The 25,784-nt window shown below is 63.8% G+C and carries 17 protein-coding genes; 7 read left to right on the top strand and 10 right to left on the bottom strand.

The window, feature by feature from the left end; genetic code table 11:
• The first annotated feature begins 35 nt into the window (after window positions 1-35).
• Window positions 36-635 carry a tRNA-uridine aminocarboxypropyltransferase gene (locus tag AC2CGW_RS24570; RefSeq protein ID WP_288374580.1) on the top strand — a complete coding sequence of 200 codons (600 nt, stop codon included), beginning with the start codon at window positions 36-38 and terminating at the stop codon, window positions 633-635.
• Between the two features lie 132 nt (window positions 636-767).
• Here the strand turns inward: AC2CGW_RS24570 and AC2CGW_RS24565 are convergent, their stop codons facing one another.
• From AC2CGW_RS24565 to AC2CGW_RS24555, 3 genes are all read right to left on the bottom strand, one after another.
• A complete protein-coding gene (locus AC2CGW_RS24565) occupies window positions 768-2,123 on the bottom strand; it encodes an HlyD family type I secretion periplasmic adaptor subunit (RefSeq protein WP_186710093.1) in 1,356 nt (451 codons plus the stop codon).
• Between the two features lie 54 nt (window positions 2,124-2,177).
• On the bottom strand, window positions 2,178-4,313 hold the full coding sequence (locus AC2CGW_RS24560) for a type I secretion system permease/ATPase (RefSeq protein ID WP_484574745.1): 2,136 nt from the start codon (window positions 4,311-4,313) through the stop codon (window positions 2,178-2,180).
• A 76-nt stretch (window positions 4,314-4,389) separates the two neighbouring features.
• Window positions 4,390-5,763 (bottom strand): TolC family outer membrane protein, encoded by a 1,374-nt coding sequence (locus tag AC2CGW_RS24555; RefSeq protein WP_186710091.1) that lies wholly within the window; start codon window positions 5,761-5,763, stop codon window positions 4,390-4,392.
• 480 nt (window positions 5,764-6,243) lie between these two features.
• On the opposite strand from AC2CGW_RS24555, the gene AC2CGW_RS24550 reads away from it, so the two are divergent.
• The gene (locus AC2CGW_RS24550) at window positions 6,244-13,410 is read left to right on the top strand and encodes a retention module-containing protein (RefSeq protein ID WP_484574741.1); all 7,167 of its coding nucleotides are present in this window, start codon (window positions 6,244-6,246) and stop codon (window positions 13,408-13,410) included.
• Between the two features lie 4 nt (window positions 13,411-13,414).
• Here the strand turns inward: AC2CGW_RS24550 and AC2CGW_RS24545 are convergent, their stop codons facing one another.
• Both AC2CGW_RS24545 and AC2CGW_RS24540 read right to left on the bottom strand, forming a co-directional pair.
• Window positions 13,415-13,777, bottom strand: a complete 363-nt coding sequence (locus AC2CGW_RS24545; protein ID WP_186666849.1) for a YbaN family protein — start codon at window positions 13,775-13,777, stop codon at window positions 13,415-13,417.
• A gap of 9 nt (window positions 13,778-13,786) precedes the next feature.
• Complete coding sequence (locus tag AC2CGW_RS24540) at window positions 13,787-14,374, bottom strand: YecA/YgfB family protein (RefSeq protein WP_186666848.1); 588 nt, start codon at window positions 14,372-14,374, stop codon at window positions 13,787-13,789.
• A 243-nt stretch (window positions 14,375-14,617) separates the two neighbouring features.
• On the opposite strand from AC2CGW_RS24540, the gene recQ reads away from it, so the two are divergent.
• Both recQ and AC2CGW_RS24530 read left to right on the top strand, forming a co-directional pair.
• Window positions 14,618-16,765: a DNA helicase RecQ gene (gene recQ / locus AC2CGW_RS24535; protein ID WP_186666847.1), complete on the top strand. Its 2,148-nt coding sequence runs from the start codon at window positions 14,618-14,620 to the stop codon at window positions 16,763-16,765.
• Between the two features lie 180 nt (window positions 16,766-16,945).
• Window positions 16,946-17,383 (top strand): MarR family transcriptional regulator, encoded by a 438-nt coding sequence (locus AC2CGW_RS24530; protein ID WP_186666846.1) that lies wholly within the window; start codon window positions 16,946-16,948, stop codon window positions 17,381-17,383.
• A gap of 84 nt (window positions 17,384-17,467) precedes the next feature.
• Here AC2CGW_RS24530 and AC2CGW_RS24525 read toward each other — a convergent pair whose 3' ends face one another.
• Window positions 17,468-19,654, bottom strand: a complete 2,187-nt coding sequence (locus tag AC2CGW_RS24525) for a patatin-like phospholipase family protein (protein ID WP_186666845.1) — start codon at window positions 19,652-19,654, stop codon at window positions 17,468-17,470.
• A 68-nt stretch (window positions 19,655-19,722) separates the two neighbouring features.
• Here AC2CGW_RS24525 and AC2CGW_RS24520 point away from each other — a divergent pair, with 68 nt between their 5' ends.
• Window positions 19,723-20,004, top strand: coding sequence for an Rdx family protein (locus tag AC2CGW_RS24520; protein ID WP_186666844.1), 282 nt, complete (start codon window positions 19,723-19,725; stop codon window positions 20,002-20,004).
• On the opposite strand, the gene AC2CGW_RS24515 is transcribed toward AC2CGW_RS24520, so the two are convergent.
• Both AC2CGW_RS24515 and AC2CGW_RS24510 read right to left on the bottom strand, forming a co-directional pair.
• Complete coding sequence (locus AC2CGW_RS24515; RefSeq protein ID WP_186710084.1) at window positions 20,005-20,895, bottom strand: DMT family transporter; 891 nt, start codon at window positions 20,893-20,895, stop codon at window positions 20,005-20,007.
• Between the two features lie 115 nt (window positions 20,896-21,010).
• Window positions 21,011-21,772: a helix-turn-helix transcriptional regulator gene (locus tag AC2CGW_RS24510; RefSeq protein WP_484574740.1), complete on the bottom strand. Its 762-nt coding sequence runs from the start codon at window positions 21,770-21,772 to the stop codon at window positions 21,011-21,013.
• Window positions 21,773-21,927: 155 nt separating this feature from the next.
• Between AC2CGW_RS24510 and AC2CGW_RS24505 the strand changes: the two genes are divergently transcribed.
• Entirely contained in the window at window positions 21,928-22,740 is an 813-nt protein-coding gene (locus AC2CGW_RS24505) for a UDP-2,3-diacylglucosamine diphosphatase (protein ID WP_288374591.1), read from the top strand.
• A 21-nt stretch (window positions 22,741-22,761) separates the two neighbouring features.
• Here the strand turns inward: AC2CGW_RS24505 and AC2CGW_RS24500 are convergent, their stop codons facing one another.
• Entirely contained in the window at window positions 22,762-23,073 is a 312-nt protein-coding gene (locus AC2CGW_RS24500; protein ID WP_054893259.1) for an Mpo1-like protein, read from the bottom strand.
• A 154-nt stretch (window positions 23,074-23,227) separates the two neighbouring features.
• Here AC2CGW_RS24500 and AC2CGW_RS24495 point away from each other — a divergent pair, with 154 nt between their 5' ends.
• Complete coding sequence (locus tag AC2CGW_RS24495) at window positions 23,228-24,283, top strand: AraC family transcriptional regulator (protein WP_054893258.1); 1,056 nt, start codon at window positions 23,228-23,230, stop codon at window positions 24,281-24,283.
• Here the strand turns inward: AC2CGW_RS24495 and AC2CGW_RS24490 are convergent.
• Window positions 24,240-25,694, bottom strand: a complete 1,455-nt coding sequence (locus AC2CGW_RS24490) for a TrkH family potassium uptake protein (RefSeq protein ID WP_186666840.1) — start codon at window positions 25,692-25,694, stop codon at window positions 24,240-24,242. The genes AC2CGW_RS24495 and AC2CGW_RS24490 overlap by 44 nt on opposite strands.
• Window positions 25,695-25,784 lie beyond the last annotated feature (90 nt).

Raw genomic sequence — 25,784 nt, 5'->3', positions numbered from 1 at the left:
CATATGGCAAAATCCCTCCGCCAACGGAGACCCCCATGCCCAGACCCCGCTGCGAGCGCTGCCAGCGTCCGCTCGCCCATTGCCTTTGCCCACTGATCCCGTCACTCGACAGCCGCACCCGCGTAGTCCTGCTGCAGCACCCCAGTGAATCCAGCCACGCCCTGAACACCGCCCGCCTGGCTGCGTTGGGGCTGCGCAATGCCGAGCTGGTGATTGGCGAAGTCTTCGAGGATCTTCCTGCACTGCTGGCCACCCCCGGCTATCGTCCGGCGCTGTTGTTCCCGGGCGAGCAGGCCGAGGTGGTGTCGGCCTATGGCGAAGGCGATGCGTTGCCGCTGCTGCTGATCGTCCCAGACGGGACCTGGCGCAAGGCACGCAAGCTGCTGTACCTCAATCCGCTGTTGGGGGGACTGCCGCGGGTGACGCTTGGCCAGGTGCAGCCCTCGCGTTACCGGCTGCGCAAGGCGCCGGAGGAGGGTGCGCTGTCGACCTTGGAGGCGGTGGTGCAGGTGTTGAATGGGTTGGAACAACCCGCGAATTTCGATGAATTGCTCAGACCGTTCGAGGCATTGATCGAGGGGCAGATCAGCGCCATGGGGGCTGAGACCTTTGCTCGGAATCATGGGCAAGGATGACGGATTGGCGGGGGCCTTTTCGCGGGCAAGCCCGCTCCCACAGGGGCCCCACAGCATTCAGAATGTTATGGGGCAGTCCAATTTGTGGGAGCGGGCTTGCCCGCGAAGAGGCCACCACCCATCCCACGGCCCTCACCGCTCGCGCATTGCCTCGGTCCTGGCTTTCATGACCGGCTTGAGCAGGTAATCCAGCACACTCTTCTGCCCGGTGATGATGTCCACCGTCGCGGTCATCCCCGGGATGATCAGCAGCGGCTTGTTGTCCCCGCCCAAATGGTTCTTCTCGGTGCGCACCTGGATCAGGTAGAACGCATTGCCCTTGTCGTCGGTGACAGTGTCGGCGCTGATCAGCTCGAGTTTGGCCTTGAGCCCGCCATAGATGGTGTAGTCGTAGGCACTGAACTTGACCATCGCCACCTGCCCCGGATGCAGGAACGCCACGTCCTGCGGGCGCACCTTGGCCTCGATCAGCAGGTTGTCCTCGATCGGCACGATCTCCACCAGGTCGCTGCCGGGCTGGACCACGCCGCCGATGGTGTTGACCTTGAGCAGCTTGACGATGCCACGCACTGGCGACACCACGGTGGTGCGGTTGACCCGGTCGTCGATGGCGATGCTGGTGGCGGTGATCTTCGACAATTCCGTGCGCTTGTCATTGAGCTCCTTGGCCGCGTCGGAACGAAAACTCGCCTCGGACTCCTGGATCTTGCTGCGAATCTCGGCAATGGCCGCTTCAGCGCGAGGAATGGCCAGGTTGGTCGCGTTCAGTTGGCCGCGGGCTTCGACGCTGCGCTGCTTGAGACGCAGGATTTCCACCGGAGAAATGGCGCCTTTGCTCACCAGTGGCGACGACATGTCCAGCTCTTGCTGCAGCAGCCCTACCGCTGAACGGTACTGATCGACCTTGGAGCGGAATTCGGCGAGCTCCTGGGTCTTCTGCCGCAGTTGTTCGTTGAGCGTCTGCTTCTCGCTGGTGAGCCGGCGCTGACGCGACTGATAGAGGGCGATTTCGTCTTCGGCCACCTGCGGTGCCTTGGCGCGGATTTCGTCCGACAGCGCGAAGGGGCGCCCTTCGGATTCGGCCGACAGGCGCTCGACCTGTGCGGTCAGGGCGTAGCGGTCGGCTTCGCTCTCGCCCTTGTTCGACTTGAAGCGGGTGTCGTCCAGGCGCAGCAGGGTGGCGCCCTTGTCGACCATCTGTCCTTCGCGCACGAAGATCTCGGTGACGATGCCGCCTTCGAGGTTCTGGATCACCTGCACCTTGCTCGAGGGGATGGCCTTGCCTTCGCCGACCGTGACCTCGTCGAGCACGGCGAACTTGGCCCAGACCAGGGCCACCAGCAACAGCGCTGCTGCCAGCCACACCGTGATGCGCGACAGGCGCGGCGAGTCCTGCAGGGTGGCGCCGGCCAGCTCCGGCATGTAGTCGCGCTCGGCATGCTTGTCGGCGCCGGCGAGATGGCTGCGAACGCTTTGGCTGAGGGGCATGTCTACCTCCGATGAAAACCACGGAGCCTCTGGCAGCGCCGTTCTTGACGTCGTTTACAGGGCTGCGCCGATACGGCCTTTGCGCAGGGCGTCGATCACCGCGTCCTTCGGCCCGTCGGCCACCACCTTGCCGTTGTCCAGTACCACCAGGCGGTCCACCAGGCTGAGCATCGAGCTGCGGTGGGTGACCAGCAGCAGGGTCTTGCCGGGCACCCAGGCCAGCAGGCGTTGGCGCAGTTGGTCTTCGCTACTGTTGTCCATGTGGCTGGTGGGTTCGTCGAGGATCAGGATCGGCGGCTCCAGCAACAGTGCGCGGGCCAGCAGGACGGCCTGGCGCTGACCGCCGGAGAGCAGTTGGCCACGCTCGCCCAGCGGGCGGTCGAAGCCCTGCGGATGTTGGCGGGCCAGTTCGCTGACGCCGGTCAGCTCGGCGACTTCGAGCATGCGCGCGTCGCTGACGTGGCGTGCGCCCAAGGTCAGGTTGTCGCGCAGGCTGCCTGCCAGCAGGGGCATGTCGTGGGCGACATAGCCCAGCTGGTTGCGCAGGTCGGCAATATCCAGTTGGCGCAGGTCGAGGTTGTCCAGCAGCACCTGGCCTTCGTCAGGGTGATGAAACCCCATCAACAACCGCCCGAGCGTGCTCTTGCCCGAACCGCTGCGGCCGATGATGCCGATGCGCTCCCCGGGTTTGATCGACAGGTTGATGTCGTTCAGGGCAGCGGCAGCCTGGCCGGGGTAGCGGAAGGTCACGTGGCTGATGCCCAGGCCGCCCTGCAGCGCCGTATGCTCCAGTGCCTGCTGGCCGGGTTGGCGCTCCTGCGGCAAGCTCATCAGTGCGTCGGTGCTGCGCATGGTCAATTGCGCTTGTTGGTAGCGGGTGATCAGCCCGGCGATCTGGCCCAGCGGCGCCAGCACCCGGCTGCCGAGCATGTAGCAGGCGACCAGGGCGCCCACGCTGAGGCTGCCGGCGATGATCGAGTAGACCCCCGCGACGATGGTGGCCATGCCGCAGAACTGCTGGATGAACAGCGTGCCGTTGCTGGCCAGGGCCGACAGGTTGCGGGCATGGGCGTCGAGACGGGCGATGGCGCCGTTGGTGTGTTCCCACAGATACTGGCGTTCGCTTTCGGCGCCGCAGGCCTTGAGGGTTTCCAGGCCGCCAAGGGTTTCGATCAGCAAGGCCTGGCGCACGGCGCCGAGGCTCAGGCTTTTCTGCACCGTATCGCGCAGGCGCATCTGGATGAACAACGCCACACCCACCGCCAGCGGGAAGGCCACCAGCGGGATCAGCACCAGCCAGCCGCCGAGCAGGCCGATCACCAGCAGCATCAGCACCACGAAGGGCAGGTCGATGATGCTGGTCAGGGTGACGGCGGTGAGGAATTCGCGCAGGCCCTGGAAGTCGTGGATGCTCTGGGCGAAGCCGCCGATGCTGACCGGACGTGCTTTCATGGCCATGCCGGTGATGCGCTCGAACAGTGTGGCGGACAGGATCAGGTCGGTCTTCTTGCCGGCCTGGTCCAGCAGGTGCGCGCGGACCATGCGCAGTACCAGCTCGAAGGCGGTACCGATGAACAGGCCGATGACCAGCACCCACAGGGTCGAGAGTGCCTGGTTGGGCACCACGCGGTCGTAGGTCTGCATCACGAACAGCGGCACCATCAGCCCGAGCAGGTTGATCAGAAGGCTGGCCAGCAGGGCATCGCTGTACAGCCAGCGTGAATGCTTGAGGGTGTCGCGAAACCAGGCTTCGACCCGTGGCAGCAGTGGCGTACGCAGGTCTTCGAGGGTATGTCGCGGGCGGGCGAACAGGGCTTGCCCGCTGTAGGCCTGCTCCAGCGCCTGGCGCTCGACCCATTGCTCGCCACCTTCGGCCTCGCACGGCAGTATCAGCGCCCGTCCATCTTCGCTCCAGCGTTGCAGCACGGCGCTGCGCCCGTCACTGAGCAGCAACAGTACCGGCAGGTTCAGCGGGCTGATGGCGCCTAGCTCACGGCGCAGTACTCGCGCCTGCAGCCCGGCGCGGGCGGCGGCCCGGGGCAGCAGTTCGAGGCTCAGGCGCTGGTCGGCCAGCGGCAGGCCGGCACACAGGCTGGCGCGGCTGGCCGGGCACCCATGAACCTTGCACAGGATCAGCAGGCCATCGAGCAATGGATCATCCGCAGCCAGGTTGGGCTGCGTGCTTTGCATACTGGTCACGATGGCCTACTCCTGCCGCGGTGGACGGGAAGTGGCTGCAGGGGGCTACAGCCGCCTTTCGCAGGGCCTAGCGCATATCGGGCAACTGCGCCTCATTGCGCACTTCGGTCTTGGCGATGGCTTCCGGTGGCAGCGAGATGCGCTGCTTGCTCAGCAACTCGCCCATGGTCGCCAGCACCCGGTACATGGAAAACTCTTCGGTGTAGCGCACTTCGGTGTAGCGACGGTTGGCGTTGTACAGCTCGTTCTCGCTGTCGAGCACGTCGAGCAGGGTGCGCTGGCCCAGGCCGAACTGGTCCTGGTAGGCACCACGCACGCGTTGGGTGGTCTCGGCGTATTCACGGGCGCTGGGGGTCTGCTTGCGTGCGTTGTTCATGGCGTTCCAGGCCAGGCTCAGGTTCTCGGTGAGCTCGCGCAGGGCGTTGTTGCGGATGTCCATGGCCTGGTTGATCTTGTGCGCATCGGACTGCAGGCGCGCCTTGTCGCTGCCGCCGCGGAAAAGGTTGTAGCTGAGCTCGACGCCGGCCTGCCAGTCGTTGTTGCTGTGGCCGCGCTCGCCGCCCAGGTTGTTGTTGGCACCGGTGGCCAGCACTGCGTCCAGGCGTGGATAGAACGGCGACTTGGCCACTTCGTACTGTTTCTCTGCAGCGTTGACATCGGCCTGGGCGGACTTGAGGTACGGGTTGTTCTCGCGCATGCCCTGGCGGGCTTCATCGAGGGTGCCGGGCATCTGGATCTTGATCGAGGTCGGCGTTTCCAGTTCGTCCGGCTGGCGGCCGATGACGCTGTAGAAGTTGGCCTCGGCGTCGGCCAGGTCGACCTCGGCGGTGTCCAGGTTGTTTTCCGCCAGGGCGCGACGGGCGCGGGACTGGTCGAGGTCGGCGGTGCTGCCCACGCCGCGCTCGCTGCGCAGGCCGATCTGGTCGTTGACGCGCAGGTGTGCCTGCAGGTTGTTCTTGGCCAGGGTCACCAGCTCACGGCGCTTGAGCACTTCCAGGTACACCTCGATGGCGCGCAGGGCGACATCCTGGGCGATGGCCTGGGTGTAGTACGCGCGCGAGGTGGCCACCGATTCGGTGCGCCCGACTTCGTTGGCGGTGTTGAAGCCGTCGAAGATCATCTGCCGCAGGCGCAGCTCGGACTGTGTGTAGTTGAGGGTTTCCTTGTTGTGGTTGCGCGTGCCGTCGGGGTTGATGCCGCGCGTATTGAGGTTGTCCGAGCGCTGGCGGCCATAACCGGCCACCAGGTCGACGCTGGGGTAGTAGCCTCCGCGCGCGAACTTCACATCCTCATCGGCCGACAGCTTGCTGTTGCGATTGGAACTGATCTGAGGGTGGTAGTCCACGGCGCTCTGGACAGCCTCGGTGATCGACATCGCCTGAGCGTTGGCACAGGCCATGGCCAACAGGATCGCACTGGTGATGGGGGTTAACACGCGCATGGGGTACTTCTCCCTGGTCTTTAAAAAAGTCCTGCGATTCGCCAAAAAAATGACGAAAAATTGAGTTGAAACCGTTTCAGGTTTGTAACAACAGAGCTAAGAACATTTAACGGGCAAGCTAAGAAGATTTTTTCATAAGGTCTATGCGAAAAAAAACTTATGCGGTCTAAGCAAACCGAGACATTGTTCTATTCAAGCGCCCGGGTAAATCGGCTGCAGTACCTGATTTCCGGGCTTCGGAGAAAGTTCCAGATTTTTTGCAGCTAAGGACCCTGGAGAGGACAACGACGGCGGAATTTGGCGACAAAAAATTGGCATTATAATGATGGCCAATTCCCACTACCGCACGCGTTGAGCTGTCTTGGTGAAGGCGATTTCTCACCCTTGTGACAGACGCGAGACCCCGCAAAGGATCGCTTCCCGCATTACCTGGCCCGTCCGCCACTGCAGAAAGCCAATCGGCAGGGGAGGCGTGCGTTCATGGCTAAATCAATTGGCGTGGTCAGCAAGGTCATAGGCCAGGTATTCGCGGTGGGCAGCGACGGTGCCAAGCGCATGCTGGTGGAGGGCGACCGCCTGTTCGCTGGCGAACAACTGGAAACCGGAGCCGCCGGTGCTGTGGCCGTACGTTTGCACAACGGCGCCGAGCTGACGTTGGGACGAGGCAGCAGCCTGGAAATGACCCCGGACCTGTTGGCCAACCGTGCTCCCCACGTACAGGCTCCTGATCCGCTTCCCAGCCAGGCGCAGCTCAGCGATGTCGAGCGTCTGCAACAAGCCATTGCCGCAGGTGCCGACCCGACGCAGGAGGGCGAAGCACCCGCCGCCGGGCCTGGCGCCAACGGAGCGCCCGGGGCCTTGGGGGGCGGGCACAGTTTCGTGTTGCTGACCGAGGTGGCCGGACGGGTCGATCCGACCATCGGCTTCCCCACCGCCGGCTTCAACGGTATTCCGGAACTGGCCAACCGTTACATCGGCACCCTGGACGCCGACAACAACGCAGGGCCCTTCGGATCGCCGCTCAATCCGCCGGTCAATCCCCCTGTAAACCCGCCGATCAATCCACCTGTGAATCCTCCCGTTACACCGCCGGACAATCCTGTCACCCTGCGCGGGCTGGACCTGAGCCCCGCCGAACTGACCCTCAACGAGGCAAACCTGCCATTGGGATCGGCCAGCAACCCGGCAGCCCTGACCCAATCCGGCAGTTTCACCGTGGTCGCGCCGGATGGTGTGTTCAACCTCAGCGTCGGCGGTATCAACGTGGTGACTGCCGGTGTGGTGACCGGTGTGGGCCAGTCCATTACCACGGGCCTTGGCAACGTCCTCACCATCACCGGTTACAACCCGTCCACGGGTGTCGTCAGCTACAGCTACACCCTCACCGGCGCCGAGCACCATCCGGACGGGGCGGGCAGCAATGAACTCGGCGAGCATTTCCCGGTGCTGGTCAGCGACACGGATGGCGACGTCGCCAGTGGCTCGCTGGACGTGATCATTCGCGACGATGTGCCCACGGCGGTCAACGATACCAACGCGGTCACCGCCACCGAGCAGCACACCCAGCTCACCGGCAATGTGTTGGACAACGACGTCCAGGGCGCCGATCGGGTGGTCGGCGGCCCCGTGGTGGCCGGTACCTACGTCGGAACCTACGGCACCCTGGTGCTTGCTGCGGACGGCTCCTACACCTACACGCTCAACGTCAACGATCCGGACTTCAAGAGCCTCAACGGTGGCGGACATGGCGTCGAGACCTTCACCTACACCCTGACGGATGCGGACGGCGACACCAGCAGTGCGACCCTGACCCTGAACATCACCAACCTCGACGATCCGGTAACCCTCGGTGGCCTGGATGTGAAGGGCGGTGAGCTGACGGTCTTCGAGAAACACTTGAGCAACGGCAGTGCGCCGGACAGCACCGCCCTGACCCAGAGTGGCAGCTTTACCGTCAATGCACCGGACGGCCTGCAGACCCTGAGTGTCGGTGGCATCAGCGTGGTCAGCGGCGGCATCGTGACGGGTTTCCCGCAGTCGATCACGACCGCGCTGGGCAACACCCTGACCATCACCGGCTACAACCCGGCCACCGGCGTGGTCAGCTACAGCTACACCTTGCTCGGTAACGAAGGCCATCCTGCGGGCGAGGGCATCAACAGCCTGAGCGAGCATTTCAGCGTGATCGCCCAGGACACCGATGGCAGCAGCGCCACGGCCACGCTGGATGTGAACATCGTCGACGACGTACCCCAGGCGCAGCCCGATTCGGCCAGCGTGGTGGAAGGTGGCACGGTCAGCGGCAACGTGCTGCTTAACGATCAGTTGGGCGCCGACCAGGCTGGGACCAGCAATGTGGTGGTGGGCGCGCGGGCGGGGTCCGACACCTCGACCTCGGCCATCGGCAATCTCAATACCGCGATCGGGGGCCTGTATGGCACCCTGACCATCGATGCCGCTGGCAATGCTACCTACCATGCCAACCCGAATGCCGTGGCGCCGGCCGGTGCCACCGATGTGTTCGTCTACACCATCCGCGACACCGACGGTGACGAGAGCACCACGACCATCACCATCAACGTCAAGGATTGCTCGCTGATCGCCGGGCCCAACGACGGCGTGACGGTGTACGAGAAGGCGTTGGACCTGGTGAAGGACGGCAATGACCTGGCGCCGGGTACTGTCACCGGCAGCACACCGAGTTCCACTGGCGAAACCGCCTTCGGTAGCCTGGCGGGCTCCGTGAGCGGTGGCGTCGGTGCGCTGACCTTTACGCTGGTGGGCAATGCGGTGGGCCAGTATGGCCAGATTCAGCTCAATGCCGATGGTTCCTACACCTACACGCTGACCTCGGCGCCGAAATCGCCGGATAACGTCAATGATGGGGCGAACAGTCTGACCGAGAGCTTCACCTACGAGGTGAAGGATTCGCTGGGCAATTCGACCACCAGCACCATCGTCATCACCATCGTTGACGACGTGCCCAAGGCGCACAGCGATTTTGCCAATGTCTTCGAGGGCGGCACGGTCAGTGGCAACGTGCTGGTCAATGATGTATTCGGCGCCGATGTGGTGGCTGATGGCAAATACGTGGTCGGGGTTCGCGCAGGCGGTGATACCTCCACCTCGGCCATTGGCCAACTGGGCGTCCAGGTGGTCGGCCAGTATGGTTACCTGACCCTCGATGCCCAGGGTAACGCGACCTATCACTCCAACCCCGACAGTGTCGCGCCGCCTGGTGCTACGGATGTGTTCGTCTACACCATCCGCGATGCCGACGGTGACGAGAGCACCACCACCATCACCATTGATATCCACGACTGCTCGTTGGTCGCAACGCCTGATGGCGGCGTGACGGTGTACGAGAAGGCGCTGGATCTGGTGAAGGACGGCAATGACCTGGCGCCAGGCACTGTTACCGGCAGCGATCCACACTCCCCGGGCGAGACGGCCTCGGGCTCGCTGGCGGGGGCGGTGAGTGGTGGTATCGGGGCGATGACCTTCACCCTGGTAGGCAACGCCGCAGGTCAGTACGGGCAGATCCAGCTCAATGCCGATGGCTCCTACACCTATACACTGACCTCGGCGCCGAAAACGCCGGGCAACGTCAATGACGGCGCGAACACGCTGACGGAGTCCTTCACCTACCAGGTGAAAGATTCGCTCGGCAACTCGACCACCGGCACCATCGTCATCACCATCGTCGACGATGTGCCCAAGGCGCACTGCGATGTCGCCAGCGTGACTGAAGGCGGCGTGGTCAGCGGCAATGTGCTGGACAACGACATTGTCGGTGCAGATGTGCGCGGCGACGGCCAGTACGTGGTCGGCGTGCGTGCCGGCTCCGACACCTCGACCTCGGCGATTGGCCAGGTCGGCAGCCAGATCATGGGCCAGTACGGTTACCTGACCCTCGATGCCCAGGGCAACGCGACCTACCATGCCAACCCCAACAGCGTGTCCCAGGCCGGCGCTACCGATGTGTTCGTCTACACCATCCGTGATGCCGATGGCGACGAGAGCACCACGACCATCACCATCAATGTGCACGACAGCAAGCTGGTGGCCTGCGAAGACAGTGAAGTGAAGGTGTATGAAAAAGCACTGGACCTGAACAAGGATGGCAACGACCTGGCCGCAGGCAATGTCACCGGCAGTGACCCGCACTCGACAGCGGAAACCGCGTCCGGCAGCCTCGCGGGCTCGGTGGGTGGTGGTGTTGGCGCGCTGACCTTCAGCCTGGTGGGCAATGCCACGGGGCAATATGGCCAGCTCCAGCTCAATGCCGATGGTTCCTACACCTACACCCTGACCTCAGCGCCGAAAACGCCGGGCAACGTCAATGACGGTGCGAACAGTCTGACCGAGTCCTTCACCTATCAAGTGACGGACTCCGTAGGTAACTCGACTACCAGCACCATCGTCATCACCATCGTCGACGATGTACCCAAGGCCCATTGCGATGTGGCCAGTGTGACTGAAGGCGGCGTGGTCAGCGGCAATGTGCTGGACAACGACATTGTCGGTGCCGATGTGCGGGCAGACGGTCAGTATGTGGTCGGCGTGCGCGCCGGCAGCGACACCTCGACCTCGGCGATTGGCCAGCTTGGCAGTCAGGTCATGGGCCAGTACGGCTACCTGACCCTCGATGCCCAAGGCAATGCGACTTATCACGCCAACCCTGACAGTGTGTCCAAGGTCGGCGCTAGCGACGTGTTCGTCTACACCATTCGCGATGCCGATGGTGACGAGAGCACCACGACCATCACCATCGATGTGCAGGACAGCAAGCTGGTGGCTTGTGAGGATCGTGACGTCACCGTGTACGAGAAGGCGCTGGACCTGGTCAAGGACGGCAACGACCTGGCGGCGGGCACGGTCACTGGCAGTGACCCGCATTCAACGGCGGAAACCGCCTCCGGCAGTCTGGTGGGGTCGGTCGGCGGCGGTGTCGGGGCATTGACCTATAGCCTGGTGGGCAATGCTGTCGGCCAGTTCGGGCAAATTCAGATCAACGCCGATGGTTCCTACACCTACACCCTGACCTCGGCACCGAAAACCCCGGACGGTGCGGACGATGGCGCCAATCCGGTTGTCGAGTACTTCACCTACAAGGCCACCGATTCGCTGGGCAACAGTGTCACCAGCACCATTGCCATTTCCATCGTCGATGATGTGCCCAAGGCCGTGTGCGCCGAACGCAGCATCACGCCCGGCCAGGTGGACTCCAATATCCTGCTGGTGATCGATGTCTCCGGCAGCATGAACTTTGCCTCTGGTGTGCAGGGGCTGAGCCGTCTGGCCCTGGCAAAGCAGGCGATCAACGCCTTGCTCGACAAGTACGACGACATGGGCGATATCAAGGTGCAAATCGTCACCTTCGCCACCGGGGCCTGGGTCAAGACGCCGGTCTGGGTGTCGATCGCCGAGGCCAAGAGCATCGTCGCCGGGTTGAGCGCCGACGGCTCGACCTACTACGATTCGGCGGCCATCAAGGCCCAGGAGGCCTTTGCCAGCAGTGGCAAGATCGCGGGGGCGCAGAACATCAGCTACTTCTTCTCCGATGGCGTGCCCACTGACAATCATTCGATGACAGCGGTGCGCGAAGCGGCCTGGGAAAGCTTCCTCGACAACAACGGGATCAAGTCCTACGCCATTGGCTTGGGCACCGGCGTCAACCAGGCCAACCTCGACCCCTTGGCCTACGACGGCAGCAGCCATGTGGATACGGGCTCCGTGGTGGTTACCGACCTCAGCCAGCTCAGCGCCGTGCTGTCGGGCACTGTGCAGGGGGCGCCGATCACCGGCAGCCTGATGAATGGCGGGCACTTTGGTGCCGATGGCGGCTTCATCAAGGCGCTGCTGGTCGATGGCACCACCTACACCTTCGATCCCAAGGCCAATGCTGGGCAGGGGGGCTACAGCGTTGCCGGAGGGCCGGACAAGGCCAGCTTCGATACCAGCGGCAACACGCTGTCGATCAAGACTGCGCTCGGTGGCACGCTGCTGGTGGACATGGACACTGGTGAATTTACCTACACGCCGCCGAAGGATACCGGCAGCAGCCAGGTCGAGAAGTTCGGCTTCACTGTCAGCGACAACGACGGCGACACCAGCAGCGCCAGCCTGATGGTGAAGATCAATAGCAACAGCGCGCCAGTGGCGGGTGCCGACCACATCATCACCAATATCACCGGTGCCAGCGTCACCGTCCCGGCCCAGGCGCTGCTGGCCAATGACAGTGATGCGGATCACGACCACCTCAGCGCTGCGCCCATCACCTTCAACACGGGCTTTGCCGACAAGGGCGCGGGCTTCACGGCAGGCAGCCAGGCACAGACGCTCAAGTTCGATGGCACCGCCAACAAGCTCGAGAATCAGCTCAAGGACCTGGCGCGCAGTGACTTCACGGCGATCTCGGGCTCCATGACGGCGGCCTTGGTGATTGCTGGGTACCTGGGTTCGATCAGCACCGGCAATGCCAACGATGAGGACACCCTGACCGTGACCCTGCGCAAGGGTGAGAGCCTCAGCCTCGACCATGACCGCCCGACAGGCAACCTGATGCTGGAGTGGAAGGATGCCAACGGCAGCTATCAGCCGATCGCCGACGGTGGCAGCTTCACCGCCAGCCACGACGGTGTGTACAGCATTCATGTGATCAACAGCGAGAATGCCCTGGGTAACAGCAAGGCGGCGGAGAACTACAAGCTGAGCCTGGTGATCGACTACAGCCATGCCGAGAACGAGGTCTACCAGGGCAGCTACACGCTCAGCGACAACCATGGCGGCAGCGCCTCCGGGGCGGTGGACATCACCTATCAGGCCGGTAGCACCTTGCAGGGCACGGCAGGCGACGATGTACTGCTGGCGGGCAATGGCGACGACACCTTGAACGGTGGTGCCGGCCACGATGTGCTGGTGGGAGGGGTGGGGAACGACGCCCTGTACGGCGGGGAGGGAGATGATCTGCTGATCGGTGGCCCCGGCAACGACCTGCTGGACGGCGGGCCCGGCAATGACACCGCCAGCTACGCGTCGGCGACGGCCGGGGTCACGGTCGATCTCGGCCATGTCGGTGCGCAGAACACCGGCGGGGCGGGCCTCGACACCCTGGTCAGCATCGAGAACCTGATCGGCTCGGACTACAACGACACGCTGATCGGCAACGAGGGGGACAATGTGCTCAGTGGTGGCCTGGGGGACGACATTCTCATCGGCGGTGGCGGTAACGACATCCTCATTGGCGGGCCAGGCAACGACACCCTCACCGGCGGCAGCGGCAACGATACCTTCGTCTGGCAGAAAGGCGATACCGGGCACGACCGGGTGACCGACTTCACGCCGGGCAGCGACCGGCTCGACCTGTCGCAATTGCTGCAAGGCGAGAATGCTACGGCAGCCTCGCTGGATGACTACCTGCACTTCAAGGTCAGTGGCAGTGGGGTCAATGTGGTCTCGACCATTGAGGTCAGTAGTGTGGCGGGTGCTGCGGCGACCCAGACCATCGATCTTGCCGGCGTCGACCTGGCCCAGCATTACGGGGTGACGGCGGGAGCGGGGGGCATGATCGCGGCAGGGCACGATACCGCGACCGTCATCAGCGGTATGCTCAACGATCATTCGTTGAAGGTGGATACGGTGTAACCGGTTACGGATGGCGCAGGGTCTTCTGCTTGAGGATGTAGAGGGTGACCAGCACGGCGCTGGTGAGCATGAAGGCCCTGGCCCAGAACAGCGGCACCAGGTAGCTCGACAGCCCGATGCTCGCCCACATCAGGCCGATGGCGTAGACCTTGCCCTTGAGCGGGATACCTTCGCCGTTGAGGTAGTCGCGAATCCACGGTCCGAGCCTGGGGTGGTTCACCAGCCAGTCGTGGAAGCGCGGCGAGCTGCGGGCGAAACAGGCCGCCGCCAGCAGCAGGAAAGGGGTGGTGGGCAACACCGGCAGGAAGATCCCCAGCACCCCTAGCGCGACACTGAGCCAGCCGACGGCCAGCAGCAGGTAGCGCACCACTGCGAATCAGTGGTGGCGCGGCTTGAGCAGGGCCGGCTTTTCTTCCGGCGCGTGCAGCAGCAGGAACAGCGCGCTCAGTGCCTCGGGAATCTGCACGACCATGTCGTCCTGCAGGTTGGCGTTGCTGGCGATGTCGGCGAACTCAGGCTGTTCGTCGAACAGGCCCGAGCCAACCATGATCGGCAGCAGCATTTCGCTGACTTCCTCTTCGGCGTTCTCGAACCAGGCCTCTTCACGCAGGAACACGCCCTCCATGAAGCCGATGCACCACCCGCGCAGGTCGGAATCGTCCGGCTCGTCGGTCAGGTCCAGCTCGCAAGGCAGGTCGAATTCCTCGTCGCTGGCCAGTTGGCGAGCGATGTGGCCCTTGAGGGCCACCAGCGTCGCTTCGATCTCGGTGCGCTGGGCTTCGCTGGCGTAGTGAGGTTCTTCGGCGAAAAGCGCGTCGATCCATTCGCGCTCGGGAACGTCCTCGGCACAGATCGACAGCGCGGTCAGGTAGCCGTGTGCGGCGACGTAGTCCAGCGCTTCTTCGTGCAGCTCATCGGCGTCGAGGAAGGCTTGCAGGCGGGTCAGTTGCTCGGCGAAGGACATTACAGGGCTACCTTGGGGAATAAACGATAGTGAATTCTAGCACCTTGCAGCCTCGGCGGGGCAAAGGGAACGTCTGTCACCGGAGCCTGCCGCAGAGCAGGGCACTCGGGTATACTCCGCAGTTTTTCAAGCCAGCTGGCGTTTCTGCGCCGCCCGGCAAAAACCGCTTACGCATTCGACGTGTGCGCGGCGGATTTATCGTCCAGCCTGTGTCCAGGATGGTACGGCGATTTGGAGTGGCAAATGCTCGAACAGGCTCAGCGCGTCCTCAAGGACATCTTCGGCTACGACAGTTTCCGAGGTCGCCAGGCGGCGATCATCGAATGCGTGGCCAACGGGGGCGATGCACTGGTCCTGATGCCCACCGGGGGTGGCAAGTCGCTGTGCTTCCAGGTGCCAGGCCTGCTGCGCCCTGGCCTTACCGTCGTGGTCTCGCCGCTGATCGCGTTGATGGACGACCAGGTCGCCACCCTCGATGAGCTGGGGGTGGCTGCGGCCGCGCTGAACTCGACGCTCAGCCCCGAGCAGCAGCGCGACCTGGCTGGGCGCCTGCGCCGCGGCGAGGTAAAGATGCTCTACCTGGCGCCTGAGCGCCTGGTGCAGCCACGCATGCTGGAGTTCCTGCGCGACCTGGATATCTCGCTGTTCGCCATCGACGAAGCGCATTGCGTGTCGCAATGGGGGCATGACTTCCGCCCCGAATACCTGCAACTGGGTCAGCTTGCCGAGCTGTTCCCGCATGTGCCGCGTATCGCCCTGACCGCCACTGCCGACATGCGCACCCGTGAGGAGATCGTCCAGCGCCTGCACCTGCAGGGCGCGGAGCGTTTCCTGTCGAGCTTCGACCGGCCCAACATTTTCTATCGCATCGTGCCCAAGGAATCGCCGCGCAAGCAGTTGATGGCGTTTCTCGGCGAGCGGCGCGGCAACGCCGGCATCGTCTACTGCCTGTCGCGCAAGAAGGTCGACGAAACCGCCGCCTACCTCTGCGAGCAGGGATTCCCGGCATTGCCCTATCACGCCGGCCTGGCTGCCGAGACCCGCGCGGCCAACCAGCACCGCTTCCTCAACGAGGAAGGGCTGATCATGGTCGCCACCATCGCGTTCGGCATGGGCATCGACAAGCCCAACGTGCGGTTCGTCGCCCACCTCGACCTGCCCAAGTCGCTTGAGGCCTATTACCAGGAAACAGGTCGGGCCGGGCGTGACGGCCTGCCGTCCGATGCCTGGATGGCCTACGGCCTGCAGGACATGGTGATGCTCAAGCAGATGCTGCAGAACTCCGAAGGCGACGAGCGTCACAAGCGTATCGAACAGCACAAGCTCGACGCGATGCTGGCGCTGTGCGAAGAGACGCGCTGCCGGCGCCAGTCTTTGCTGGCCTACTTCGACGAGGTGCTCGAGCAGCCCTGCGGCCATTGCGACAACTGCGTCGACAAGGTACAGACCTGGGATGCCACCGAGCCTGCCCGCCAGGCGCTGTCGGCCGTGTTTCGCACTGGCCAGCGCTATGGGGTTGGCCATCTGGTCGATGTGCTGATGGGCAAGGATAACGAGAAGGTACGCAATTTCGGTCACGAGAAGCTGTCGGTATTCGGGGTCGGCAAGGCGCTGGGCGAGCACGAGTGGCGGTCGCTGTTCCGTCAGCTGGTTGCCCGTGGCCTGGTGGACATCGACCTCGAAGGTTATGGCGGCCTGCGTCTGTCCGACACCTGCCGGCCACTGCTGCGAGGCGAGGTGAACCTGCAACTGCGCCGTGATCTCAAGCCGCAGACCGTGGCCAAGTCCTCGGGCAGCGGCGGCGGCAGCCCGGCCAGCCAATTGGTGCGTGCCGAGGAGCGCGAGCTGTGGGAGGCGCTGCGTACACTGCGGCGCAAGCTGGCGGAGGAGCACAGCGTGCCGCCTTATGTCATCTTCCCCGATTCGACGTTGCTCGAGATGCTGCGCAGCCAGCCCACCAGTCTCAGCGACATGGCCCAGGTCAGTGGCGTGGGTGCGCGCAAGCTGGAGCGTTATGGCCAGGCGTTCCTGGAGGTGCTCAACGGCGCCGGCGGCACCGAGGAGGCACCGAAGGTGGTGCTCGACCTGCGGCACGAACTGGTCAGCCTGGCCCGCGCCGGCATGACCCCGGCGCAGATCGCCGGGCAGTTGAACTGCAGCGAGAAGAACGTCTACAGCCTGTTGGCCGAGGCCATCGGGCGCCAGGAACTGAGCCTGGAGCAGGCGCTGGACCTGCCAGAAGAGTTGATGATGGAGGTACAGGACGCATTCCTCGACGGGGAGGGTGAACTGCCGCCGGTTTCGGCCATTGCCCCGCAGTTTGGCCAGCGCGTGCCGGAAGGTGTGCTGTATTGCGTGCGTGCGGCGCTGGCGGCGGAGTTCGAGCTCTGAGGCAATAGTGCCTGCTGCCGTGAGCGTAGAGTGCCGCCGGTAACGCCGGGTTTCCCGGTCATTCCTGACCTTTGTCATTCTTTTTGTTGATTATCGGACGTTTCCCACTCGCCGAGCCTTGCCTGATACTCCGGGGCATGATTAGCTGACTAATAATTAGTTCTATCGATCGAGTTGCTTATGCCCCTGACCGACAACCAACACCGCTTCGGCATGCAGCTGGCCCAGATGTCCCGGGGCTGGCGCGCCGAACTCGACCGCCGCCTGGCCGGGCTGAACCTGTCCCAGGCCCGCTGGCTGGTGCTGTTGCACCTGGCCCGTTTCGACGAAGCGCCGACCCAGCGCGAGCTGGCGCAAAGTGTCGGTGTCGAGGGCCCGACGCTGGCGCGCCTGCTCGACAGCCTGGAAAGTCAGGGGCTGGTGCGTCGTCAAGCGGTCATGGAAGATCGGCGCGCCAAGAAAATCCTGCTGTGCCCGCCTGCAAAACCGCTCATCGATCAGATCGAAACCATTGCCAATGCCCTGCGCGCCGAACTCTTCACTGGCGTCGATGAGGCGGATCTGGAGGTGTGCATGCGCGTGCACGCGAAGATTCTTGGCAACCTCGAGAAGTCCTGACCACAGCACTACGCGTCAGCGGCACGAGAAAACGGATATAGGCTCACGCCCTATCCGTTTTTTTATGTCGCGCCTTCGCGCGTACTAGAAGGTGTGGCCCAGGTTCAGGTACACCGCCTTCTGGTGCTCGGTGTTGGCGCCATAACTGATGTTCAGCGGCCCAAGCGGTGTGTCCAGCCCGAGGAAGATGCTCGCTGCGTTGATATAGCCACTGTCGAACTCGTTGTCGTTGTTCCAGGCGCGGCCACGCTCCAGCGACCCGCCCAGGTACAGCGGGAAGTCCAGCGGCAGGTAGGCGCGTGGTGTCAGGCGCCGGTAGTAGACCATGCGCATCAGGCTGATGTTCTGCCCCGACACCGAATCCTGGCGAAAGCCCGATAGCTGACGAGCACCGCCAAGCACGAAGCTGGAGGTCACCACGTCGGTATCGTCCAGGGTACGGCCGTAGCGGCCGCCGAATACCCAGGTGTTCGGCCCGTAGCTCAACGCCTTGTCGATGTTGAACTGCCACTGGCGGTAGTCGGTGTCTGAATCCAGCGAGCGGTCGTACTTGCGCAGGGTCAGGCCGATGTCCTCGCCGCTGTGGGGGAAGTACACGTTGTCGAGGGTGTCGAAGGAGTATTTCAGTTCGTAGAAGCCTTCATTGAAGCTGACCTTGGGCAGGTCCTGGTCGCCGATGCGCACTTCGGCCTCACCCCAGGCCTTGCCCACGCCCAGGCGCACTTCCCCGTAGGTGCCGATCTGTCGACCCAGGTTCAGTCCGAAGCCGTAGCGTTCCAGGCGGTACTCGGCAACCGGATCGTTGTCCAGGGTCGCTTCGATGTTTTGCGAGCCAAGGGACAGGTACGGCGCGACAAAGTAGCGCGAACCCACGTCCAGCGGCTGGTAGAACTCGCTGTACAGTTCCTGCTGATCGCCGATCTGTGCCCGGGTCAACCATTCGGCGCCCAGGCGGTTGATGCCATTCACCCGATAACTGGCACCCAGATTGAAGGCACTGTCGCCGCGCATGTCGTCGGACAGGTTCAGGCCCAGGCGCAGGTAGTCGGTGCCGCCGCGCTTGCCTCGGGCGTTGATCACCAGTGTGTTGTCGTCGCCCTTGTGCACCACGCGGTACTGCACCCGGTCGAAGTAGTCCAGGCCGTAGAGGGTACCCATGTCGGTCTCCAGGCGCTCCAGCTCCAGCGGCTCGCCGATGGGTTGGCGGATGTAGTAGCGGATCACGTCATCGCTGACCTTTGAATCGTTCTCCACCTTGATCGCCGTGATGATGGGCGTGCGCTGTTGCGCAGAGCGGGCCGCGGCCAACTGGCTGTCGCCGCCTGCCTGGCGCAGCACCGCCAGGCGTGCGTCGAGGGCGCGGGTGGCGCGGTAGCCGGCGTCGATCATGTCCTGGGCACGACCGAAGTCGGTGACGCCAAAGGCTGCCAGTGCTGGTTGTACCAGGATGTCGTCGCGGTGCAGGCTGGCCAGTTGCTCCTCGGAGTTGCGCCGGGTCATCAGGGTGATCGACTGGTTGAGCACGTCCACGACCGTGGCCAGTTGCTTGCGGCTGCGCAGCGGGGTGCCGATATCGACGACGATGGCCATGTCCACGCCCATTTCGCGCACCACATCCAGTGGGATGTTGTCGACCATGCCACCATCCACCAGCAGGCGCCCGTCGAGCTCGACCGGGGCGAACACTGCCGGAATCGACATGCTGGCGCGCACCACCTGAGGCAGGTGGCCACGGCGGAACACCACTTTCTCGCCGCTGGCGATGTCGGTGGCGACGGCGCGGAACGGGATCGGCAGTTTGTCGAAGTCGCGAATGTCAGCAGTGTGCGCCAGCTTGCTTTCCAGCAGCAATGACAGGTTCTGGCCCTGGATCACACCCAGCGGCAGGCCAAGGCTGCCGTCATCGCGAAAGCTCAGCTTCTGCTTGACCAGGAAATCACGGTCATCCTGCTTGCGGCGAAACGGCACATCCTTGCGCGGCGGGGCGTCGGAGAGTGCCTGCTGCCAGTCGAGGGTGCGCGCCAGGTGCTCGAGCTCCTCGATGCTGTAGCCGGAGGCATACAGGCCGCCGACCACCGCACCCATGCTGGTTCCGGCGATGGCGTCGATGCGCACGCCCTGTTCTTCCAGGGCCTTGAGCACGCCGATATGCGCCAGGCCGCGGGCGGCGCCGCCGGAAAGTACCAGGCCGACCTTGGGCCGGGGTGGCTCCACGGCCAGGGCGGTGAACGAGGTGAGCGCCAGCAACAGGCATAGCAGCAGATGATGCATCGTGAGTCTCAAAGCGGTGGGCAAAGACCGCTAGTATAAGCGGCTCACCCACCAGGAAATGTCCTCATATGGCCGATACCAAACCCGAAATCGTCATCACGTATTGCACGCAGTGCCAATGGTTGCTGCGCGCTGCCTGGCTGGCGCAGGAACTGCTCAGCACTTTTTCCGACGATCTCGCGCGAGTCGCCCTGGAACCGGGCACTGGTGGAGTGTTCCGCATCACTTGCGACGGCGCGCAGATCTGGGAGCGCAAGCTCGATGGTGGCTTCCCCGAGGCCAAGGTGCTCAAGCAGCGGGTGCGCGACCAGATCGACCCGCAGCGTGACCTGGGCCACAACGACCGTTGATCATGCACCTTCGGCCAGGCGTTCACGCTGTGGTGGTGGCTCGGCAGACAGGCGGCTGGACAGCACGATGGCGAAGATGATCAGCACCCCGCCAGCGAGCATGCGCAGGGTGGGGGTCTCGGCGAACACCATCCAGGCCACGGCAATACCGTAGACCGGCTCCATGCCGAACACCACCGAGGCGGTACGGGCCTTGATCACTGCCAGGCTGGCGACGAACAGGCTGTGCGCCACCCCGGTGCAGAAGATGCCGAGCAGGGCGATCCACAGCCAGTCCATCGGTTTCACGGCACTCAGGCCCGGCAACGCGAAGGGCAGGAGGCACAGGCCGACCACCAGGTTCTGGCACAGCGCAGCCTGCACCGCAGGCACACGACCGGAGCCGGCACGATTGGTCAGCGACAGCAGCGAGAACAACAGGCCCGACAGCAAGGCCCAAAGCAGGCCGCCCGTGGCCTCGCTGGCCAGGTTGAACGCCGGGGTGACCAGCACCAGGCCGATGCTTACCAGCAGTACCAGCACGGCTTCGTTGCGCCGGATGCGCTCGCGGAACAGCACGCCCTCAAGGATTACGGTGAACGCTGGAAAGCTGGCAAAACCGAGGGTGGCGATGGCAACGCCACCGACCCGCACGGCGATGAAGAAGCTCACCCAGTGCCCGGCCAGCAATATGCCGCCAAGTAGCAAACGCCCCAGGTCCTGAGCCCTGAGTCGCTGCCATCCCTTGCGGGCGAGGCCGGCGAACAAGGCCAGGGCCAGCACCGCGAAGAGTGCGCGGCCAAAGACGATGATCGAGGGCGTGGCACTGGCGGCCAGTTTGCCGAAGACGCCGGTAAGGCCGAAGAACAGCGCGCCGATGTGCAGGGCGCCGAGGGCAGTACGGTGGTTCATGCTGAGTCCTTGCTCGAGATCGTTGCTGGCACTTGCGCGGGTAAACCCGCAGCCACAGGCCGATACAGGCACAGTGTAGAGCTCGGGGAGAACAGATTCTGTCGCGATCCTGGCGTCAGTTGTCGCCAGACTCTCGTCGCAGCGCCAGCGGCGTAAGGCCGAATGCCCGCAGTATCGCCGCCGAAAATGCACTCTGCGAGCTGTAACCCACCTGTGCGGCGATTTCGCCCATCGGCAGCGAAGTGCGAACGATCAGTTGCCGTGCCTTGAGCAAACGCCGCTGGCGGATGTAGTCCATCGGCGTCATGCCGCATTCCTCGACGAAGCGTGCGTGCAGGCGGGCACCTGACAAACCGGCCAGTCGTGCCAGGTCGGCGACCTGCAGCGGGTGTGCGGCATGACGCTCGATATGTGCATCGAAGGCGGCGTAGGGCAGGCGTTTGCTGGCGGTGGTGGGGGCGGCAGCGGTGTTCAGGCTGGCCAGCAGCAGGAGTGCGCCTTGGCGGCTGATCAGCGGGTCATTCACCGGGCTCGCCGCGAGCCAGTCCACCAGTTGCTGCTGGCGGCCGTCGAGCAGTAGCGCCGCCGAGCGCTCGAGCAGGCGATGGCTGGCCTCGGCGTGGCCGCCCATCTGTTCGCGCAGCCAGTGTTCGCCTGGAATATCCAGCACCAGGCAGTGGCTGCCCGCGTCGCTGGCACAGGTGTGGTGAAAGCCGGCGGGGACCACGATGAGCCCCTGGCGGTCGATGCGCACGCCCCGGCCCTGTACTTCGAAATCCAGTTGCCCACGCAGGCCGAACACCAGTTGCGGGTGTTCGTGGCTGTGGGCGAGCAACTCGTCGCGGTAGTGGCGCAGGGAAAGGATCGGACCGACCATGGGAGCATCCTTGGAACAGAGGTGCAGTGTATCACCGTGGGAATTGCCCGCGAAAAGGCCGGCGCTCCGTCCGGGACGATCACTCGTCACATCACTGCCACCAATCTGTCATCCGCACCTGCCAGTCTCCTGCAAACAGCGCCGGAGGCCGCCCCATGACACATGCCGAACTTGTCCGTCCGTCACGCAAGCAGCGGGTGCGCACCCTGTGGATCTCCGATGTGCACCTGGGCACCCGGGATTGCCAGGCCGAACACCTGTCGCAGTTCCTCAAGGGCTACCAGGCCGACCGCGTCTACCTGGTCGGCGACATCATCGACGGCTGGAAGCTGCGTAGCGGCATCTATTGGCCGCAAGCCCATACCAACGTGATCCGTCGCTTGTTGACCATGAGCAAGCGCGGTACCGAGGTGATCTACGTCACCGGAAACCACGACGAGTTCCTGCGCCGTTATTCGAAGCTGGTCCTGGGCAATATCCAGCTGGTCGACGAGGCCGAGCACCTCACCGCCGATGGTCGTCGCTTGCTGGTGGTGCATGGCGACCAGTTCGACGTGATCACCCGCTACCACCGCTGGTTGGCGTTTCTGGGCGACCGGGCTTATGAGTTCACCCTGGTGCTCAATCGCTGGCTCAATCATTGGCGTGCCCGCTACGGGTATGGCTACTGGTCGCTGTCGGCTTACCTCAAGCACAAGGTCAAGGGGGCGGTGAACTTCATCAGCGACTTCGAGGATGCGATCGCCCATGAATGCACGCGCCGGGGGTTCCAGGGTGTGGTGTGTGGGCATATTCACCACGCCGAGATTCGCAAGGTGGGCGAGGTCGAATACCTCAACTGCGGTGACTGGGTCGAATCGTGCACGGCGTTGATCGAGCACTGGGATGGCCACATCGAGCTGTATCGTCTGGCCGATGCCCAGGCACGGGAAATCGAGCGCGTCGCGGCGTTGCGCGAGCCAGCTTAGTTCGATAAGGCCGCAGGCCTCTCAAAGGCTGATCTTGCCTCTCAGGATGTCGCGGAACATCGCGAAATCACCAATCAGGCTATACAGCGGATACGTGAAAGTTGCCGGTCGGTTCTTCTCGAAAAAGAAGTGCCCGACCCAGGCGAAGCCGTACCCGGCGAACGGTATGGCCAGCAATAGCAGCCAGTTGCCGCTGCCAATGGTGTAGGCCAGCAGGGCGATGACCAGGCTGGTGCCGACGAAGTGCAGGCGTCGGCAAGTAGGGTTGGCGTGTTCGCCAAGGTAGTAGGGGTAGAACTCGGCAAAACTGCGAAACTGCGCTGTGCTGTTCATGGGCTGTGTTCCCGCAGGTGCGTTTTTGTTCAGGATACACGGCGTGGAGCCTGTTTCGAGTCTAGAGTCACTGGGAGCGGCTACCAGTGACAATTGGCGCCAATTGACTATCCTTTTGATTCACCGCTGGAGCGGTCAGCACAAGAAATCTGTCATGAGTGAAAGAACCACGTCAGCCAGCTGGGCATCAGGGATCGTCAAGGCGCTCGAGCTGGAAGGGCTCGACTGCCGTGCCATGTTCAAGCAGCTCGGGCTGGATTTCGCCGCCTTAGACGATCCGGATGCACGCTTCCCGCAGGACGCCATGACCCGTCTCTGGCAGCTGGCGGTGGAATTGTCGGGCAACGAGGCCATTGGCCTGAACATGGCACGCGTGGTGAGGCCCGCGTCCTTTCATGTGGTTGGCTATGCGCTGATGTCCAGCCGTACGCTGGCCGAAGGTTTCGAGCGCCTGGTGCGTTACCAGCGGATCATCGCCGAAAGCTCCGACCTGAGCTTCCGTCTCGGGCCTGAGGGCTATTCGCTGATTCTCACCGTTCATGGTGATCACCTGCCTCCGACCCGGCACAGCTCGGAAGCCTCGCTGGCCTGTGCGCTGTCGCTGTGCAGCTGGCTCAGCGGACGCCCGGTGCAGCCGCGCCGGGTGCTGATCCAGGGGCCGCAACCGAGGAATGTCGAGCCTTATCGGGTCGCTTTCCGGGCACCGCTGGTGTTTGGGGCTCCGCACGATGCGCTGGTGCTCGAACGGGCCGACATGGAGGCGCCGCTGCCCACTGCCAACGAAGCGATGGCCATTCTTCATGACCGTTTCGCGGGCGAATACCTGGCGCGTTTCTCGGAAAGTCGGGTCACCCATCGAGTGCGCCAGACCCTGTGCCGCATCCTGCCCCAGGGCGAACCCAAGCGCGAAACCGTGGCCCAGGCCTTGCACCTGTCCCAGCGCACGCTGCAGCGGCGTCTGCAGGAGGAAGGCACCAGCTTCCAGACCCTGCTCGACGACACGCGGCGCGAACTGGCCGAGCAATACCTGGCACAGCCGGGCATGACCCTGCTGGAAACCGCCTATCTGCTGGGTTTTGCCGATCCGAGCAATTTCTACCGGGCCTTCCGCCGCTGGTTCGACGTCACTCCCAGCGAGTACCGCGCGCGCCTGGAGGCGTCAGTGGTCAGTGACGCCAGAACGCAGGCATGCACAACACCAGCACCGTGATGATCTCCAGGCGGCCGAGCAGCATGCCGCCGGCGAGAATCCACTTGGCGGCATCCGGCAGGCTGGCGAAGTTGCCAGCCGGGCCGATCACCTCGCCCAGGCCTGGCCCCACGCCGGAAACGGTACTGGCTGCGCCGGTCAGGGCTGTCATCCAGTCCACGCCCAGTAGCGACAGCAACAGGGCGATGACGCAGATGGTCACGGCGAAGAAGAACGAGAAGGTCAGGATCGAGCGCACGATTTCTTCGTCGAGGCGGTGACCATTGTATTTCTGCTTGATCACTGCGCGCGGGTGGATCAGCTGGTTGAGGCTGGCCTTGAGCAGGATGTAGGCGACCTGAAAGCGGAAAATCTTGATGCCACCGGCGGTCGAGCCGGAGCAGCCGCCGATGAAGCCCAGGTAGAAGAACAGCATCAGCGAGAAGTTGCCCCACAGGCTGTAGTCGCCCAGGGCGAAACCGGTGGTTGTGACCACCGAGGTGACGTTCAGTGCCACGTGGCGGAAGGCGTCGAGCCAGTGCAAATCGGTGGTGGCCCAGTACCAGGTGCCGAGCACGATCCAGGTGGCCACCAGCAACCCGAGCAGCCCCTGCACCTGCTGGTCGCGGATCAGCGCCCGGCGATTGCCGCGCAGGGTGGCCACATAAAGGGTGAAGGGCACGCTGCCCAGGATCATCACCACCACGGCGACCCAGTGCACCGCAGGAATGTCCCATTTGGCCAGCGACAGGTCGGAGGTGGAGAAACCGCCGGTGGAAATCGCCGACATGGCGTGGTTGATCGCATCGAAGGGGCTCATCCCCGCCCACCAGAAGGCCAGGCTGCCGAGTACGGTGATGCCTACGTACACCGCGACGATGTACTTGGCAACCATGTGCGAGCGCGGCATGACCTTCTCCGAACGGTCCGAGGACTCGGTCTGGAACAGGCGCATGCCGCCGATGCGCAGCAATGGCAGGATCGCCACCGCCATGCCGATGAAGCCGATGCCGCCGAGCCAGTGCAGCATCGAGCGCCACATGAGGATGCCGGGCGACATGTTGTCCAGCCCGCTGAGCACCGTCGAGCCGGTGGCGGTGATACCGGACATGCTTTCGAAGAAGGCGTCGGTGTAGCTGATGTGCTGGGTCAGCAGGAAGGGCAGGGCGGCGAACACACAGACCACGAGCCAACTGCTGACGGTCAGCAGGTACATGTCGCGTGGGCGCAGGTGCACGTGCTCGGGGCGGCCTTGCAGGACCATGGCCAGGCCTGCAATGAAGGTGATCAGGCTCGACCAGAGGAATGACGGCATGTCGCCGGTGCGTTCGAAGATCAGCAGGGTCGCCATGGGCACGACCATGCTCACCGCCAGGGTGATCAGGAAGATGCCGATGATGAAACCAATGATCCTTAAGGTCGGCAACGCCATGTGATCTGCCCTGACTCGAAACGGAAAGGGCGCCATTCTACCTGTGGGTTGCGGGATGTAAACGTGTGCCCGGCGGTGCGGGTTGCGGAC

The organism is Pseudomonas sp. SYWMCR5, from assembly GCF_057197165.1.
The sequence above is the reverse complement of the archived record's forward strand: the minus strand, read 5'-3'. Positions and strand labels throughout refer to the sequence as shown.